14 protein-coding genes are annotated in these 16,767 nt (G+C 50.1%); 4 read left to right on the top strand and 10 right to left on the bottom strand.

The window, feature by feature from the left end:
* Positions 1-9 precede the first annotated feature (9 nt).
* The 5 genes from nhaC to MHH48_RS06600 form a co-directional block, all read right to left on the bottom strand.
* Positions 10-1,536 carry a Na+/H+ antiporter NhaC gene (gene nhaC / locus MHH48_RS06620; RefSeq protein ID WP_076322815.1) on the bottom strand — a complete coding sequence of 509 codons (1,527 nt, stop codon included), beginning with the start codon at positions 1,534-1,536 and terminating at the stop codon, positions 10-12.
* A 146-nt stretch (positions 1,537-1,682) separates the two neighbouring features.
* Positions 1,683-2,855, bottom strand: a complete 1,173-nt coding sequence (locus MHH48_RS06615; protein ID WP_083659669.1) for a MalY/PatB family protein — start codon at positions 2,853-2,855, stop codon at positions 1,683-1,685.
* A 56-nt stretch (positions 2,856-2,911) separates the two neighbouring features.
* A complete protein-coding gene (locus MHH48_RS06610) occupies positions 2,912-3,583 on the bottom strand; it encodes a PAS domain-containing protein (protein WP_076322814.1) in 672 nt (223 codons plus the stop codon).
* 363 nt (positions 3,584-3,946) lie between these two features.
* The gene (locus MHH48_RS06605) at positions 3,947-4,456 is read right to left on the bottom strand and encodes a CYTH domain-containing protein (protein WP_076322813.1); all 510 of its coding nucleotides are present in this window, start codon (positions 4,454-4,456) and stop codon (positions 3,947-3,949) included.
* Positions 4,457-4,584: 128 nt separating this feature from the next.
* Positions 4,585-5,049, bottom strand: coding sequence for a DinB family protein (locus MHH48_RS06600; RefSeq protein WP_076322812.1), 465 nt, complete (start codon positions 5,047-5,049; stop codon positions 4,585-4,587).
* A gap of 204 nt (positions 5,050-5,253) precedes the next feature.
* Here MHH48_RS06600 and MHH48_RS06595 point away from each other — a divergent pair, with 204 nt between their 5' ends.
* Entirely contained in the window at positions 5,254-6,228 is a 975-nt protein-coding gene (locus MHH48_RS06595; protein ID WP_076322811.1) for an aldo/keto reductase, read from the top strand.
* Positions 6,229-6,310: 82 nt separating this feature from the next.
* On the opposite strand, the gene MHH48_RS06590 is transcribed toward MHH48_RS06595, so the two are convergent.
* Positions 6,311-10,372 (bottom strand): tail fiber protein, encoded by a 4,062-nt coding sequence (locus MHH48_RS06590; protein ID WP_076322810.1) that lies wholly within the window; start codon positions 10,370-10,372, stop codon positions 6,311-6,313.
* A 275-nt stretch (positions 10,373-10,647) separates the two neighbouring features.
* Entirely contained in the window at positions 10,648-11,586 is a 939-nt protein-coding gene (locus MHH48_RS06585; protein WP_076322809.1) for an aldo/keto reductase family protein, read from the bottom strand.
* A gap of 160 nt (positions 11,587-11,746) precedes the next feature.
* Between MHH48_RS06585 and MHH48_RS06580 the strand changes: the two genes are divergently transcribed.
* Complete coding sequence (locus MHH48_RS06580) at positions 11,747-12,085, top strand: helix-turn-helix domain-containing protein (RefSeq protein ID WP_071221283.1); 339 nt, start codon at positions 11,747-11,749, stop codon at positions 12,083-12,085.
* Positions 12,086-12,226: 141 nt separating this feature from the next.
* Here MHH48_RS06580 and MHH48_RS06575 read toward each other — a convergent pair whose 3' ends face one another.
* Together MHH48_RS06575 and MHH48_RS06570 are read right to left on the bottom strand one after the other, a co-directional pair.
* Entirely contained in the window at positions 12,227-12,277 is a 51-nt protein-coding gene (locus MHH48_RS06575) for a hypothetical protein (protein ID WP_340390699.1), read from the bottom strand.
* A gap of 68 nt (positions 12,278-12,345) precedes the next feature.
* A complete protein-coding gene (locus MHH48_RS06570; RefSeq protein ID WP_076322808.1) occupies positions 12,346-13,095 on the bottom strand; it encodes a MerR family transcriptional regulator in 750 nt (249 codons plus the stop codon).
* Between the two features lie 184 nt (positions 13,096-13,279).
* On the opposite strand from MHH48_RS06570, the gene MHH48_RS06565 reads away from it, so the two are divergent.
* Positions 13,280-14,236: an LCP family protein gene (locus tag MHH48_RS06565; RefSeq protein ID WP_076322807.1), complete on the top strand. Its 957-nt coding sequence runs from the start codon at positions 13,280-13,282 to the stop codon at positions 14,234-14,236.
* A 51-nt stretch (positions 14,237-14,287) separates the two neighbouring features.
* Here MHH48_RS06565 and MHH48_RS06560 read toward each other — a convergent pair whose 3' ends face one another.
* A complete protein-coding gene (locus MHH48_RS06560) occupies positions 14,288-15,067 on the bottom strand; it encodes an AraC family transcriptional regulator (RefSeq protein ID WP_076322806.1) in 780 nt (259 codons plus the stop codon).
* A 159-nt stretch (positions 15,068-15,226) separates the two neighbouring features.
* Between MHH48_RS06560 and pyk the strand changes: the two genes are divergently transcribed.
* Complete coding sequence (pyk, locus tag MHH48_RS06555) at positions 15,227-16,642, top strand: pyruvate kinase (protein WP_076322805.1); 1,416 nt, start codon at positions 15,227-15,229, stop codon at positions 16,640-16,642.
* Positions 16,643-16,767: the final 125 nt, after the last annotated feature.

The following is a 16,767-nucleotide window of genomic DNA, read 5'->3' as shown; positions in this document are numbered from 1 at the left end:
CATCCTGCATTAATGGACAGATGCAGCACCTGCATCATCCGCATGAGGCTTGTTCTGACTTCCTTTATGCGGATTGTCGTACTCCTTCAGCATTTCCTCCTGCTGCTCGGGCGTAAGCTTCGCGATGCCGAACCCGGTAAAACCCCAGATCGTTGCGAAAATAATGCCTGTCCAGCACAACACCGCCCAAGGTAAATAGGATAATGTCGCTACGCCAAGTGTACCGGCCATATAGGCACCTGCTGCCGTCCATGGCAGAATCGGTTCGGTAATGGCCGCGGAATCCTCCACCGTCCGCCCCAGGTTCTTCGGATGAAGACCGCGCCGGATGTAAGCCTCACGGAGCATCTCGCCCGGCATCAGGATGGAGACCTGTCCGTTGCTTGTTACGCCGATCATGGTCAACCCTGTTGCAATCGTAGCCAGGATCAGCGAGCCGGTGGAACGCACATGCTTCAAGAGCTTGTCCACAATCAACTCCAGCGATTTGGTCAGCGATATCGTGCCGGCAAACGTGATCGCACTGAAACAGATGAGCAGTGTCCCCATCATGGAGCTCATGCCTCCCCGGTTAATGAGACGCGGAATATCAGCAATGACGGTATTTGGATCAAAGCCGCTAACATGAACCATCGCGATATCGAATCCGCTTACAACCGAAGTCACAACGTCATGCAAAGTGAAGCCATGAAATATCATGCCGTTCGCCATGGCCACAATGGATGACAGCAGCATGACAGGAATCGTCGGTTTCTTGGTGATCGAGCCATACAGGACGATTAACACGGGCAGGATCAGGAGCAAATTCCAATCGTATATCGTTGTCATCGTGTTCATGATCTCGGTGACCTTCTCAGGAACCCCAACGCTGGATACATGCGTGTTCAGTCCTGTGACCACATAAACGATCCCCGCCACGAAAAAGGACGGCAGCGTCGTATACAGCAAATGGCCGATATGTTCGTACAGATTAACGCCAGTGGACAAGGCAGCAATATTGGTTGTATCCGAAAGCGGCGAAAGCTTGTCCCCGAAGTAAGCACCCGCTACAACTGCACCTGCCACAGCGGCAAGATTGGCATCCATTCCAGCGCCGACCCCCATGAAGGCAACCCCGATGGTCCCGGCAGATCCCCAGGAGGTTCCCGTACATACGGATACTACAGATGTAACCAGAAAAGCGGTGATCAACAAAAATTGCGGATCAATGATTCTCAGGCCGTAGTAGATCATCATAGGAATAGTTCCACCGACCATCCACGCGCCGATCATAAATCCGACCACAATCAAGATGAGGATGGCGGGCATGGTTTTCGCAATTTTTTGCGAAATGGATTCCAAAATATCGTTGTAGCTGTAACCCAGCTTAATCGCGATCAGGCCTGCGACAATGGCGGATGCAATAATCAGCGGTTCGGGCGGCAGCTCAAATAATACGTAACCAAGGCACAGCAAAATCACCATCGTAAAAATCGGAAGCAACGCCAAAAACATGGTCGGCTGCTTTATCATTCGTTCCTCTTTTGGTTTAGCCATCATGGATTCCCCCTGGATGTAAATAAGAAAATGTCTATCGATGTACCTTCTCAGAAGACAGACCGCATATAGCGGAAGTTTTTCTTGCGAGATAAGGATGGTAAGCCTTTGAAGTTTATTCCTTCTGATCTCTTAGACTTTGGTTGTTAACGCTTTAGTGGATAAGCCGCGGCAAGCCGCTTCAGGCCTTCCTGCAACACAGGGCGCGGCGCAGCCACGTTGACCCTGATATAGCCTTCACCGCCAGGACCGAAGGATGAGCCGAAGCTGACGCTGACGCGCGCCTTTTCCTGGATCCACTCCACCAGATCCTTTTCATGACAGCTCACTGCCTTACAGTCGATCCATAGCAGGTACGTCCCTTCAGGATCGATGACGTTCAGCCCAGGCATATGATCGGCAATGAAGGTTCGAGCATAAGCAATATTGTCTTTGATATAAGCGCGCAGCGCCGTCAGCCATTCATCGCACGAAGTATACGCAATTTCCAGCGCGGGCACGGCGAAGAATGTGGGATTATGAATCCCCGCCTGCTGCAAACCTTGTTGAAACTGCTCCCGCAGCGCAGCATTGGGAATGATGATGTTGGCGATTTCGAGACTCGCCAGGTTAAAGGTTTTGCCCGGCGACGTGCAGATTATGGAACGGTTCGCAACCTCTTCGGACAGCTTGGCGATGACGGTATGCTCGTGACCTTCATGTATGAAATCGGCATGGATGTCATCGGACACAATCAGTGCGTCATACCGGATGCAAAGCTCCGCCATGCGTTCAAGCTCCTCCCTCGTCCATACGCGGCCCACCGGATTGTGGGGGGATATGAGCAGGACCATCTTGATCCCTTCCTGCATCCGTCGTTCCATATCGTCAAAATCGATCTCGTATCGCCCGTCCGCAAACACAAGCGGACTTTCAACCAATATCCGGCCGTTTAGCGTAACCGCTTTCGCAACAGGCTGATAAACAGGCGTGTGGACAAGAATCCTGTCTCCGGCTTCCGCGAATTTCTGAACAATGACCGAAACGGCCTGCACAATGCGCGGACAAAATACGATCCATTCGGGCTCGACCTGCCAGTCATAGGCTTTATCAAGCCAAGTGCGGACAGCTTCGAAGTAAGGCGGGAACGGATCGGTATATCCGTAAATGCCGTGACGTGCGGCCTCCGCGACCTTATCCACCACCATTGGCGGTGCTGGCAGATCCATGTCCGCCACGGAGAGAGCGATCATATCGCTCCCCATGCTCTGCGCCATCCCGTCCCATTTCGCACTGTTCGTGCCAAACCGGCTGACCACCTTGTCGAAATTAAATGTCATGATGTCACCTTCCATTGTCTCAGGATGCAATGCGTTCTTATTCGGATGAAACCCGCTTATTTCAGCTTCTGCAAATAGCGATACACGGTAGGCTCCGATATGGATAAAGCCGCGGCAACCTTGGATACTCCGCCCTTCAGCAGAAATACCCCCTGCTCATTCAATTCCTTCACAATCTCGATCTTCTCGTTCGAAGATAAACGGTCCGCCGGAATGCTGATTTTGCTAAGGACGGTCTGGACGATATGCTGCAGCAAATCGTCCACGTTCCCCTGCAGATATTCTGTGGACGGTTTCTCCTCCTTGGATGCATCAAGAGCTGCTGGCGGCGTCAGCGATCCTCCCTGCAAAATGCTATTGATCCAGTCGGCCGCAACCTCCATATGCGTAATGTCGATGTTTAGGCACATCAGACCGACCAGCTCGCCGCTGCCGTTTTTAATAAAATACGTCGAAGATCGAAAAGTCTGACCACGGGCGCTGGAAGCTTTGTAGTTCGCGATGAACTGCTCTTCTCTGTAGGCCTCAGCCTTCAAAATTTTCAATACGAGGTCTGTGGATGCATCGCCGACCCGGCGTCCGCTAATATGGCCATTCTCGATAAAAATGATGGAGCGTTCCGGATCGCTGATATCGTGCACAACCACCTCGCATTGAGGTCCGATGATCGCCGCGATAAAAGAGGCAATCGGAAAATAGCTTTCAAGCAGCTGCTGGTTTTCATTCATGAAGAGCTTCTCCCTTCTCTGTTACGCCATTAATTATTTCTGATACGCCATCATTTGTTATGGATATCATCCCTTAAGATATAATAATTAATTATCATGATAATATTATATTATAATAATAAAACGTTTTCAATGCTTTTGTCTAAAAAAGTCGAATGCTTCTCAAAACACTCTTCAATGGACCATTACAGTTCGCCTTACGACAGAATTTTGGGTTAAATGCTATAAAAAAAGGCTCTTCGCGGGCGGTCCGGTATGACCGCTCGCAAGAGCCTTTTTGCAACCATATGAGAACGCGTAGTATCCACGTTCTAGCTGCATATGTTTCCTATGTTTTAGCTAACCATTTCGTGACTAACGCCGTTACGATTCCCTGCCAGCTTGCTGCTGCAGGTCCCGCCATACTTTCTTGTTGCTGTATTGTTTCTCCGTGCTGATATCTTGTCCAAACCATGCCGGCGGCACAAAGCCGTCTGCGGCTTCCATGGAAGGAAACTCTACCTCCAGCACCAGCAAGTGAATCTGCGCATAATCGTCGATTTCGATGATCGTGTTCCCTAAGCGGGCGGTCACCCGTCTCTTGGTCAGCGGAATCGCGCCATGCGCCTTCACCACTTGCTCATAGAGTCCTTCGGAAATGGCGAACTCTATTTCCTCCCTGGCAATTCCCCATCCTTTTTTGAACGTATGAGTGAATTCAACCTGACCCGATTTCAGATCCGTTATTTTGCGGACCCGAAGCTCCTGATCCCCATCCAGCGCCAAATACGTCTGCTCGATGAACTGCTCCTTCTCGACCACGATGGTTCCTTCCGATATCAACTCTTCCGGATAAGCCTCCAAAAGGTATTTGCGTTCGATTTCAATCGCCATAATTGTCATATCCTCCAATCGATGATCCCATCTGTGCTGATTCCATTATAAGGATCGATCACCGCAGCGACAAACAAAAACGATAGAAGGGATGCGCGGGGGCACCCTTCTATCGCTTCGTTTTCATCTTACTTTATCAATTTCTTATAAGACTTGATCACCTGCGTGTGCATACCTTCGTGATACATGCTGAACGTAAGAAACTCGCCAACGGTTTGGAACGTCACGGGACCGATGGTCAGCGGATGAGCCGAAGCCTGGTCGAGGCGATTCGAGAAGGTTTCACGGATCCGGGTCGTTTGCTCCTGCAAAAGCTCTACCAGTTCGGAAATCGCAGGCGCCTTCGACGTCCAATCGGCAGGCTTAGTTCCGGTTGCAAACCATGCCTCGAATCCTTCCGGAATACGGGGCTGCTCGCCCGCCGTTGCAAAAGCAAACTGCTCATGCACGGTGTAGATATGGCCCAGGTTCCAGCGAATGCTATTCGCAAATCCTTCCGGGATGATATCAGCCTCTTGCTCCGTTACATGTTCTACCGACTTTAAGGTCGCTCCTCTGGCAAAATCCAATTGATTAAAAATCGCTTCATTCATAAGACAATCCCCCTTCCAAATGGTTCGTAACTATCCTATCGTAATATTCAGCCTATCGCAAGGAGTCCTAAGGCATTTTGCACAACCTTTAGCATTTGTCCACAAACCGCTTCATCGATTAGACTAGAGGATATAATATAGTAAAGGCGATTGCGGGATCATGTTTATACTATTGGAAATCTATACATAGAGGAGTGGATCAAGATGAACTACCGCCGTCTTGGCAACAGCGGAATGAAGGTTTCGGAGCTCGGTCTTGGCACGAACGCTTTTGGCAAAAGAGCCGATCAAGAGACATCCACCCGCATCATAGACCATGCACTGGACCATGGCATCAATTTCATCGATACCGCCAATATTTACGCAGGCTCGGAATCCGAGCGCATCATTGGAGAGGCGCTCGCCGGCAAACGCCATAACGTCGTATTAGCTACAAAAGCTGGACTCGTGAATGGCCAAGGGCCGAACGAACGCGGTTCCTCCCGCTATCATCTGCAGCAAGAGCTGGAGAACAGCTTAAAGCGGCTGAAAACCGACTATGTGGACCTGTATCAGATTCATACGTTTGACCCGAATACGCCCCTTGAGGAAACCTTGCGCACGCTGGATGACATGGTGTCGTCGGGCAAGGTACGATATATCGGCGCTTCCAACTATGCCGCCTGGGAAATCATGAAGGCGCTTGGGATCAGCGAGCAGCGCGGATATGCCCGGTATGTATCCACCCAAACGAGTTATTCCCTGGCCGACCGTACGCCGGAGCTGGAGCTAGTTCCCCTCTGCCTCGATCAGGGCGTTGGCATCATCCCGTATTTCCCGCTGGCCGGCGGCATTCTCACCGGCAAATACGGTCAAGGCGCAAGCACGCCCTCCGGCTCCCGTGCGGAAACGGACCCTAACTTCAATCGTTTCCTGGAAGATCGCAATCTGAAGCTCGCACAGCAAGTCAGTCAGCTGGCTGCAGAGCATGGTCATTCCCCAAGTGCCCTGTCCCTAGCCTGGCTGATGAATCGCCCTGCTGTCTCCACTGTCATTGTCGGAGCGACAAAAACCGAGCAGCTGGACGATAACTTGAAGAGCCTGGAGATTGAGATCGATGAGGCACTGGGTTCCAGCCTGGATGAAATCAGCGACGACTTTGTTTATGCCAAGCCGTTCGCGACTTATCGGCTGGGGTAAATAGCGTTATTTCAAATAGAAGAGCTGCGCCAGGAATGAATTCCTTTTGGCGCAGCTCTTTTTTTCTATATTCGACAAGCCATTATTTAGCAGGCACATTTCCAATCATCCCCGATGCGGAAAGCATCCGCAGAAGCATGATTGCCGTTTCAGCCCGGGTCATATTACTGTGCGGCCTCAGCTTGCCATCATAACCGCTCATGATTCCACTTCCGACCACATCCACTGCAGCCGCCTTCGCCCAACTTGCCCACTCGATACCGTCTTGGAAGGAACCTAGCGCAGCATCCGAATCCGAGCTGCCGGATATCAGGTCAACCCCTGCAATTTCTAGGGCTCTTGCGACAATGACCGCAGCCTCCTGCCTTGATATCGGGTTATCCGGCAAGAAAGTGCCGTCGGCATAGCCGTGAATAAGCCCACTCTTGCTTGCGGCCGATACGGCCCCCAAGTACCAGTCCCGGGAAGTTACGTCTTGAAATGTGCTGGTGCTTCCCTGCTCTGTTAAACCGAGTGAGCGAACCATCATGGAGACGAATTCGGCGCGGGTGACGGGTGCATCCGGATGGAACCCGGCAGCATCTCTGCCGCTTAGAATGAGGCGTGACGCCATCTCGTTCACCGCTGCCTCGGCCCAATGGCCTGCCATATCCGCTAATCCTTCGGTATGGCTAATCAAGGCATAAGTGCCATTATTCAGACCTTGGATGATAGCGTACGTTTTGCCTTCACGTGTTGCCAATCGGGTTGGCGCGTGATGGACGTTTCCTTTTTCGTCCAAAAACACGGCGGTTGTCACAACTTTCGCCGCGGATTCTTCTTGAAGGGGAATCTCGAGCACCACGTAAGCAGAATAGGAATCTCCGCCCACCGGCTTCCCTTGATCATAAGCGATGACCTTAACATCAATGAAACCATATTTTGTACCAAGATATGTCGCATTCCCGTTTTGCTTCAGCTTTGCGCTTATCGCCGTTTCGCTTGTGGTAAGTACCAGATGAAGCGTTCCTTCTTTCGATACCGCAGCTTTGCGAAGCTGTTCCGATATAGCTTGAACTGGAACCCGAACGCTGCCTGCCAAGGTCTCGAATTCGATCATCGCGCTGTTTCCTTCAAGTGTTTTTGCGGACTCGTTGTCCAGGACCAGCACGGCTTGATCGAAATCGTCCGTGGTGTGAAGCCGCACAATCGGCCGACGGTTCTTCTCTTTCATCAGCAGTGATTGCAGTCTGTCTCCGTTCACCTTGACAGTCAACACGGCCTGCCCATTCTTCTCTTTCGTTAACGTTGATGATATCATGCCGTTCTGTAATACATCATTTATATACGACGTTACGCGGCTGCTCTCTGTGGAGCTCTGCCCCGAACCTGACCCTTGACCTGCTTGGGAACCCTCACCACCGCTTGGTCCTTGACCTCCAGGAGAGCCAGATCCACCGCCTGGCGTACCAGGATGGGGTGGATTCCCAGGTTCAGGCTCAGCGGAAGCCGCTGCCTCTCTGTTCACGTCCACCGTGTATGTCTTTGTCGTCCCATTTTGAGCCGTAACCACGAGATGAATGCTGTTACTTCCTACTGCTAGGCTGACCGGATCTGACGGCTGCCCGGCGGATACGGCCTTGCCGTTCATCGTCACCTTTGCCTGAGGATCGGAAACGCTCGGCGTTATGCTGATCTCCGTTATACGGTTTCCAACCTGGCTAATGTAGCTTGTGACAGCAGGGTTGAATGCCGGAGCGAGCGTTCCATGAGATAATGCTAATCCGCTTAAATCCGCATCGCTCGGAACGGGAATCTCAGCACCGGCCGGCCTTGCGCTCACTTCTTCTGAAAATGGGCTGGAGCCCCCATCATTTCCTGCTTTAACCGCAAAATAATAAGTCGTTCCATTCAGTAAATCACCTGCTGAATACGTAGTATCCGTGACCGTTGCGATCGGTGCTGTTCCATATACGCCGGATTCCGTCCCGGAATAAATATCGTAATAGGTAGCCCCCGTTACGGTAGACCATTGCAAGGTCACTTCACCATCTCCAGCTCTAGCACTCAAGCTTGCAGGAGCAGGCGGCGCTGAAACAGATTCTTTTTCCGTTGTAAAGCTCCAATCTTGAGGACCCTTCATGCCTTCATAGAAGTTGCCTGCAGCGTCTTGAAATGCATCCTCCTCTATCTCTACATAATAACGCGTAAAGTACGACAGACGTTGAGACAGACTTACCGCTACCTTCTCATCGACCACCCTGACATGAGAACCGTCTGTCACTTCGATCGACTCGATCTTGTGATGGTCCTCCGCCCTCATAATCGATATGTACTTGCCAGTAACTCCGGTTACGGGTTCATTGAACTTGAATTCAAGCTTCGTTTCGATCGACACCTCATCAGCCAGATTCGCAGGCGTCCGATCCACCACGACAGGCGAATCCGCATCGATCCATTTGGCATACAGCGTCAGGTTAGCCAGAATCGGTGCCGCGAAATCAAATGGAAGCTGGAAGGATTGATCCATATACCATCCCCCGAAGGCATAACCGGGTTTCACTGGATCGACGGGCTGGGTTACGGTCGTAGCATAAGGGACGACCGCCTCCACCACGGGCGAACCCCCGTTGCTGTCAAACGTCACGGTTTTTGGGAAATAGATCGAGAAATGAACCTGAGTCTTATTCCCAGCACGGTCGGTTACGACGAGGTTAAATACCCCTTCCGTGTTTACCTTGTCTCCGCTCTGGAACGCTTGTTGATTGAGCGTCGCGTTCCCTTCATTAAAGAAGATTTGCCGCTCCCGATCATACTGGCCTCCATCTGCCACGCCTGTAACCAAAGGTGCGGTTTGGTCGATCTCAAAATCGGCCTTGACCGTTTTGCCGCGAGGCGACTCGACGACCAGCTTATACTGGCCATCTTTGCGGATGGTCGTGCCGCTGGCAAAAGGCTGCCCGTCCAGCGTTCCCGTGCCATTGGTATAAACGGGCGTCACTTCGTGATTATAAAGTCCTCCATCGGTTACTCCACTTATCGTCGGCTCAATCTCCGTAACGTTAATGTTAACGATGGCTGTGCCACTGCTCTTATTATGATTGCTCGCTATATATGTAAAAGAATCTGTACCAACAAAATCGACATCCGGTGTATAAGTTAACGAGCCATTCTTATGAAATGTAATCTTTCCATGAGCAGGCGGATTCAATATTTTGGCTGTCAGAACATAGGAATCATTACTCATCACCCCAGGGGACGGTACCGTTAATGGTGTGGAGACAGCTGTTGTATATTGGTCGGAAACACTTACAGGCTGAACTTGCTGCAGGGTTGGAACGTATCCGTAATGGGATACGTAATACTGCGTCAAAGGTTTGCCTCTCAGATCAGGAATTCCAATGGTTTGATTCGGAGTTCCCCCAAACTTGTTGCCGATTAACTCATAAAGTGCCCTATTCGCTGCAACATTTACAAGCTTGCCATCCGCCTTATAGGATGCTAGCCCAGGGATTTCCAAAGGAAAAATGCGTATCTCGCCAGCATACACCTCACCGGCGCTGCCTGGATGTATCCCTGCCTTGGCGGCGAAATACCGGATGTTGGGCTGCACAGGGTTAATCTGCGGTAATTTAAAGCTACCCTGCCAGTCTTGGCCGAATGTAGTACCGTACACACTGTATAGAGGATTAGAATCACTTAAAGCGGTGCCATTAGTCGTCACCCAATTATCATTCATCTCCATGTTGTAGGGAAAAAGTCGAAGCTCCCCCAGCATCGTATTGTAGGTCAAGTCACTGCTGCCTCTCGGATATAATCCCTCAGCCGCGATATAGTACCCCATGCCCGGCACCGGTTCTTCCTCCCGTAAATCAGGCAATGCAAACGTCTTGCTGCCATCCCCGCCAAAGTTGTTGCCCAATAGAGTATACAAAGCCGAATTTTCCAGACTTAGCGTTAACACTTGCCCTGCACAGTATATCCACCCTTCGGGACCGTTCTGGTAAGGAAATAGACGGATCTCCCCCAGATATTGAGCGTCTAGAAGATTAGCCCTAACCGTCTTCGGAGACGCGAGCACACCCAATACAACCTCTAAACCTATTAGAATGGACAACATCACCTTCAACCATTTCGTAGATGCTATTCGCCTTCGTTTTTGCATATTGCTGCTTCTCCCCCTAATACATTTGTCCTATTTCGGTAATATAATACTAATGAGTAGTATAACATTACTAGAAAGTATTATAAATGGTAGACGATATAATTCAACAAGAAAATGTCATCTAATAGGGAAGGCTTCATTAGCTAAAGAGACACGCAAAAAAGATGGCCCCTGAACCGAGTCAGAAGCCATCTTAATATAAATCTTTCTACCTGTCCTCGGATTCTCTTATTCCCAAGGATGATTGCGATAAACGTCGTAGTCGATCTACTTCCCTACTTCAATATCTCTTCAATGCGAGTTTGAACCTCTTCGCTGAGCTCAATGCCGGATGCCTTCGCGTTCTCGCTAACCTGCTCCGGACGGCTTGCGCCGACAAGCGCACTGGCTACGTTCGGCTGGCGCAGAATCCAGGCAAGCGCCAGATTGCCTACGGATACTTCAAGCTCTGCCGCAATCTTCTCCAGCTCGCGAACCTTCGCGATTTTCTCCTCGGTAATGCCTTTACGCATCCATTCCAGCTTCGCGGCACGGCTGCCTTCTGGAATATCGGAAGCTGAGGTATACTTGCCCGTCAACAGACCTTGCGCCAGCGGAGAGAATACGACCTGCCCAATGCCGGAACGCTCGCTCAGCGGAATGATTTCCTTCTCAATGTAACGTTCAAACATATTGTAGATGGGTTGATTGACCACGATGCGGTCGAGCAGGTAACGATCCGCTACCGTCAACGCTTCTGCTATTTGCGATGCCTGCCACTCGCTGACGCCGACATAGAGTACCTTGCCCTGGCGGACAAGGTCGTCGATCGCGCGAAGCGTTTCGTCAAGCGGCGTTTCCGGATCATGGCGGTGGCAGTAGAAAATATCCACGTAATCATGGCCAAGACGCTTCAAGCTGGCATGTGCCTGCTCCATAATGTGCTTGCGGGACAAGCCGCGATCGTTCGGGCCATCGCCCATAGGCCAAAAAGCCTTTGTCGCCAGCACGTAAGACTCGCGCGGATACGCTTTCAGGGTTTCGCCGACCAACTCTTCGGCTGCACCTTTCTCATATACATTCGCCGTATCAAAAAAGTTAATGCCCAGATCATAAGCCGTTTTAATTGCGTTAACCGCATTCTCGCGTTCAACATAACCACCGTATGTAAGCCAGCTTCCCAAGCTGATCTCACTGACCTTGAGACCTGTGCGTCCTAATCTTCTGTATTTCATGGTAACTCCTCCTTCAATAGAATTACTTGAATGCTACATTTGCTATTTTAAAGTAGTTCCTATTCTCAGGGAAGAAGTGAAATGTTCTTCACTATATTATAAGAAGGATAGCTGATATACTTGAGTATAGTTAATAGAAAACCGGAAGGAGCCTACCGTTATGGGAAATAAATCGAGCAGTTACATACCGAAAACTCCCGAACATATCGAATGCAATATTGAAAAAACATTGCTGGTCTTAGGCGGAAAATGGGCATTTCTCGTCATCCGCGAGCTCTTTGGCGGCACGAAACGATTTGGCGAGCTGCAGCGGCAAATCCCGAATGTCAGTCCGCGGGCTCTGACCACGACGCTTCGCCATCTGGAGGAACAGGGCGTGCTTGAACGCGAAGTATTCCCTACCGTTCCGGTTACGGTGGAATACACGCTGACACCCAAAGGCATGGACCTTCATGTCATCTGCAAGGAAATGAAGCTGTGGGCGGCTCGGTGGACTTGAATTCAATGCCTGACAGCGTCCGGCAAACGCCGGGCTCGGCGGTTACGGTTAGCTCAAAAATAAAGCAGCGGCGATTCCCTTTGAACGGAATCCGCCGCTGCTTTTTAAAGCTTGCTATTTTTTTATGATTGTAGATTTCATTTAATCGTTATTGTTTTGATTGCCGCGGGATTCCCCGCCCTTGCGGCCGATTTCCTCATAGAATTCCTACACCCTTAAAAATGATAAAAGCCACGACCCGCGCGGCTTAATCACCCTATTTACGTCAGATGCGCATACGCCTCCGCAGCCGCATGCAGATAATAAGCCAGCCCCGTTTGCTGCTCCTCCAGCATCCGGAGATGAAAGTCATCATTCAGGAAAAACTTCGTTTGACCCGCAAAATCCGCAGCCGTAAAGGCGTGGCCCTGCTCATTCATAAACTGCAGATGATCCCGAATCGAATCCCGTACTCGCACATCATCGTGTTTGATCCCCTTTTTCAACGCATTTGCCATGTCTGCCATAAAGGCAGCCGCTTCCCTTGCCTGCTCGTTCATGCTTGGCACATCAACGGGTTCACCCTCGAGCAAATCCACATCATACTGCTCTTTCAGATGCTCATTTTGCTCCGCTAAGGCTTCCTTCCATTCTTCTTCGCTCTCAAAACCTTTGAATAATTCCCGAGGCTCCATGCGCTTGCCCTCCTCCGTACTGATTAAGGATGTTCTTAAGGTTTTCAGAATCGTATCCAATCGATCTGCGCGATCCATCAGCTGCTTCTCCTGTTGTAACAGCATCTTCCGCCGTTCAGGGGCCTTCTCCATCAGTGCCTTGATTTGGTCCAACGAAAAATCCATTTCCCTGTAAAACAGAATGTGCTGCAATCGCTCCAGCTCGGCAGTACCGTACAAGCGATAACCCGCTTCACTGATCTCGGCAGGCAAGAGCAGGCCGATTTTATGATAATGATGAAGCGCTTTGATGGTCACCCCGGACAGCTCCGAAACCTCTTTTACCGTGTATAACATACGGTGGTTCCCTCCTTCGACTTCCAGTCTAAGGTCTCCCCTTGGAGGAGAGTCAACCCGTTTATCCGACCGGAATATATCGACTTTCCCGAATCGTTTTTCCGGGAAAATATGATTTTTGTTCATTATTTTGCTAGAATGGTCAATTATGCAGTAGAACAACAGAAAGGATGTTATAGGAACTATGAAAAGGAAATGGTTAAAATACACCATGCTCTTATTATCCGTTGGAATCTTGGGGATTATCTCGTACTATACCTACGCTATCATACAATTCTCAAACCAAATTTCGACCGCTTCGAATCCGGCGGAGCCAACGGAATCCTCGGGCGCTGCGTCGGAGGAAATCATCGAAATACCCAAGTGGGAGGGTAAAGAACGCATTAATATTCTCCTGATTGGAGGAGACTCCCGGGGAGACGATGCCGGCAGATCCGACACCATGCTGGTGGCCTCCATCGATCCTGTCACGAAAAGAGCTCATTTATTCTCGATTTTGCGAGATACCTATGTGGACATCCCCGGCCATGGCAAAGGACGGCTGAATTCGGCATTTGCTTACGGCGGAATCGAGCTGACCAGACAAACCATCAGCGATTTGTTGGACATGCCCATACATAAATATGTTTACACCGATTTTGTCGGATTCATAGCCCTGGTCGACGCCATTGGCGGAGTCGACATTGAGGTTGAGAAAGATATGTATTACACAAGCAAAGCGGACAAGCATATGTATGACATCGATTTAAAGCAAGGGCTGCAGCACCTCGACGGCAAGATGGCGTTGCAATACGTCCGGTTCCGGCACGATGCGAAGTCCGATTTTGCCCGTACGGAACGACAACGGATTCTTATGACGGAAGTCGCCAAAAAGATGCAGACCACAAGCTCTTTGTTCAAGCTGCCCAGCATCCTGGATTCAATTGCGCCATACATCGAAACCGATCTAAGCCCCAAAGAAATGCTGAAGCTGATGGCTCTCGGTTTTGATGTGAATATGGATAAAATCGACCAGCAGCAGCTTCCGCCGTTCTCTCTGCTGACCAACGAGAAGGCTGGACGGGCACAAGTGCTCGGCGTAGATAAAACGAAACTGCGGCAGTATGTGAAGCAGTTATTCGAAAATGACGCTGCTCAATAAAGTAGCAAGTACCAGAAAGAGGGCGCAGCCCTCTTTTTTGCGTTAAATTTCCTAGATCGTTCGTGGACGCTCATGCAATAAATCCGATGGGGCGCTGCCTGTGACTCGTTTATAAACTCTATAGAAATAGGAGAGGTCCTGATATCCGAGAAATACGGCAATCTCCTGTACCGTCAGCTGCGATTCCGTTAACAAATACACTGCCCGTTTGATCCGCTGGGCGTGCACGTACTGGCTGATGGTCTGCCCCGTAACACTCTTAAAGAGTACCGCTGCGTAATTGGGGGTTTTGCCGATGGCATCGCCCAGCTCTTCTTTCGTTATTTTCTCACGGTAATGCCGCTCAATATAAGACTTCATCCGTTCCACATGCAAGTGCTTCTCCGGCGTAATGACTCCCTTGTCCAGCTCACGACTGATATAAATCAACACTTCTGTCAATAATGCTTCTATCATCAAGACATAATAAGATGGGCGTTCCTGCCACTGCTGATGGATCACCTTCAACCGTTCGCGGATCAACTCATAACAGCCGGGTTTATGTTTTAATGCTTCTTCTCGTTCAAGCACCGATAATCCCGTCGATAGCTGGTCTGTCCACTCAACGGCAATTTGCGTGTGTGTCACGGTAGGGATGCTTTTGCCATAATACGGAACACCGGCTGGAATAAGCAGCAATTCCCCTTTCTCCATAATCTGCTTATCCCCATTCACCCAATATACACATTTTCCATATGTCACAAGGCTTAAGCGCCATGCTCGCTTCTCATTGTCAGCTTCTTCATACCAATCGACACCGCTAATTTGTTTAACTTCTACCGGAGTGATCATAACCCACCTCAAATACGATACTATAATCCATCCATTGTACTATAGTTCATATCACGATTCGACAAGACAGGCTACAATGTGATCATTAGGGTAGTTTGAAATGGGCTCGAATGCTGCAAAAAGCTGACGAGTGCAAATACAAAGGAGGAACAAACAGCCATGCTAAAAACAAAAATCATTTGTACGATGGGACCCGCGTGCGATTCCATTGAGCTGTTGAAGAACATGATTCAGGAGGGAATGACCGTTGCCCGCTTGAATATGGCACACGGAGAGCCGGAAGATCACGTGGCCCGTATCCGGAATGTTCGCCAGGCCGCATCCGAATTAAACACGTATGTGCCCATCATGATGGACATTAAAGGACCCGAGGTACGGATCGGCAAGCTGAAGGAGGCTTCCTGCCTGCTGAAGCCAGGTGAGGAGCTGATCCTGACTACAGAAGAAATTCTGGGCGATGCACACCGCATTTCGGTCAATTATGACGAATTACATCTAGTGGTTAAGCCGGGAGACCGTATCTTGATTGATGATGGCCTCGTAGACCTGAACGTTCTCCGTGTTGATGGGAAGGACATTCACTGTAAAATCATTAGCGGCGGCGTGCTTAAACCGCGTAAAGGCGTCAACCTCCCCGGAATCAAAACGACACTTCCTGGGGTCACCGAGCGTGACGTCATGCATATCGGCTTCGGTCTCGAGAACGACATTGAGATCATTGCTGCTTCTTTCGTGCGCCATGGCGACAACATCCGTGAGATTCGCAGCATCCTGAAGGAACGCGGCGCGGATCATGTACAAATCATCTCCAAGATTGAAAATGAAGAGGGGATGCAGAACCTGGATGACATTATTGAAGCATCCGACGGAATTATGGTCGCTCGCGGAGACCTTGGCGTAGAAGTGCCAATTGAAGAAGTACCTATGATGCAAAAAGAAATGATCGATAAATGCAACCTGGCCGGCAAACCGGTAATCGTCGCAACGCACATGCTGGAATCGATGCAGGTCAATCCCCGTCCAACCCGCTCCGAGGTGAGCGACGTGGCTAACGCGGTGATCCAGGGAGCTGACGTTGTCATGCTCTCGGGGGAATCCGCTGCGGGCAAATATCCGGTAGAATCCGTGCGCACGATGGCCGCAGTCGCCCGCCGTGCCGAAACGATGATCGATTATAAAGACCAATTCGCTTTCAAATCCAGACAGCAAGTAGCCGATATTACCGAGGTTATTAGTCAGGGTGCGGTTAGCTCCTCCCTCGTGCTGAATGCCAAAGCTATCATTACGTCAACGGAGAGCGGATTTACGGCGCGGATGATTTCGAAATATCGGCCACAGGCACCGATTATCGCGGTCACACAGCATGAAGAAGTGCTGGCCAAAATCTGCTTGCTCTCCGGCGTCATTCCGGTAAAAGGCGACAAGGTCACAACGACGGACGAAATGTTCGAATCCGCGACCCGCAATGCCATCAAGACAGGTTACATCGAAAAAGGCGACATTATCGTATTGTCTGCAGGCGTGCCGATCGGTCAATCCGGTAACACGAATCTGATTAAGGTTATGCAAGTGTAACGGGTACTCTGAAAAAAGACCTCTTCGTAAATATTTTCGGTGCCAATCCATCCCTCTGGGCATATAACTAATTCAGAGGAATCAGCGCGAAGAATGAATTATCGCTGCCGTAATGGATGAACCGA

This window comes from Paenibacillus sp. FSL F4-0100 (assembly GCF_037993005.1).
In the GTDB taxonomy this organism is placed as follows: Bacteria; Bacillota; Bacilli; order Paenibacillales; family Paenibacillaceae; genus Paenibacillus_AQ.
The sequence above is the reverse complement of the archived record's forward strand: the minus strand, read 5'-3'. Positions and strand labels throughout refer to the sequence as shown.

What these genes read in the sequence shown, in the direction of transcription:
- nhaC (WP_076322815.1), bottom strand. Translation starts at nt 1,536, where the DNA reads ATGGCTAAACCAAAAGAGGAACGAATGATAAAGCAGCCGACCATGTTT.
- MHH48_RS06615 (WP_083659669.1), bottom strand. Translation starts at nt 2,855, where the DNA reads ATGACATTTAATTTCGACAAGGTGGTCAGCCGGTTTGGCACGAACAGT.
- MHH48_RS06610 (WP_076322814.1), bottom strand. Translation starts at nt 3,583, where the DNA reads ATGAATGAAAACCAGCAGCTGCTTGAAAGCTATTTTCCGATTGCCTCT.
- MHH48_RS06605 (WP_076322813.1), bottom strand. Translation starts at nt 4,456, where the DNA reads ATGGCGATTGAAATCGAACGCAAATACCTTTTGGAGGCTTATCCGGAA.
- MHH48_RS06600 (WP_076322812.1), bottom strand. Translation starts at nt 5,049, where the DNA reads ATGAATGAAGCGATTTTTAATCAATTGGATTTTGCCAGAGGAGCGACC.
- MHH48_RS06595 (WP_076322811.1), top strand. Translation starts at nt 5,254, where the DNA reads ATGAACTACCGCCGTCTTGGCAACAGCGGAATGAAGGTTTCGGAGCTC.
- MHH48_RS06590 (WP_076322810.1), bottom strand. Translation starts at nt 10,372, where the DNA reads ATGCAAAAACGAAGGCGAATAGCATCTACGAAATGGTTGAAGGTGATG.
- MHH48_RS06585 (WP_076322809.1), bottom strand. Translation starts at nt 11,586, where the DNA reads ATGAAATACAGAAGATTAGGACGCACAGGTCTCAAGGTCAGTGAGATC.
- MHH48_RS06580 (WP_071221283.1), top strand. Translation starts at nt 11,747, where the DNA reads ATGGGAAATAAATCGAGCAGTTACATACCGAAAACTCCCGAACATATC.
- MHH48_RS06570 (WP_076322808.1), bottom strand. Translation starts at nt 13,095, where the DNA reads ATGTTATACACGGTAAAAGAGGTTTCGGAGCTGTCCGGGGTGACCATC.
- MHH48_RS06565 (WP_076322807.1), top strand. Translation starts at nt 13,280, where the DNA reads ATGAAAAGGAAATGGTTAAAATACACCATGCTCTTATTATCCGTTGGA.
- MHH48_RS06560 (WP_076322806.1), bottom strand. Translation starts at nt 15,067, where the DNA reads ATGATCACTCCGGTAGAAGTTAAACAAATTAGCGGTGTCGATTGGTAT.
- pyk (WP_076322805.1), top strand. Translation starts at nt 15,227, where the DNA reads ATGCTAAAAACAAAAATCATTTGTACGATGGGACCCGCGTGCGATTCC.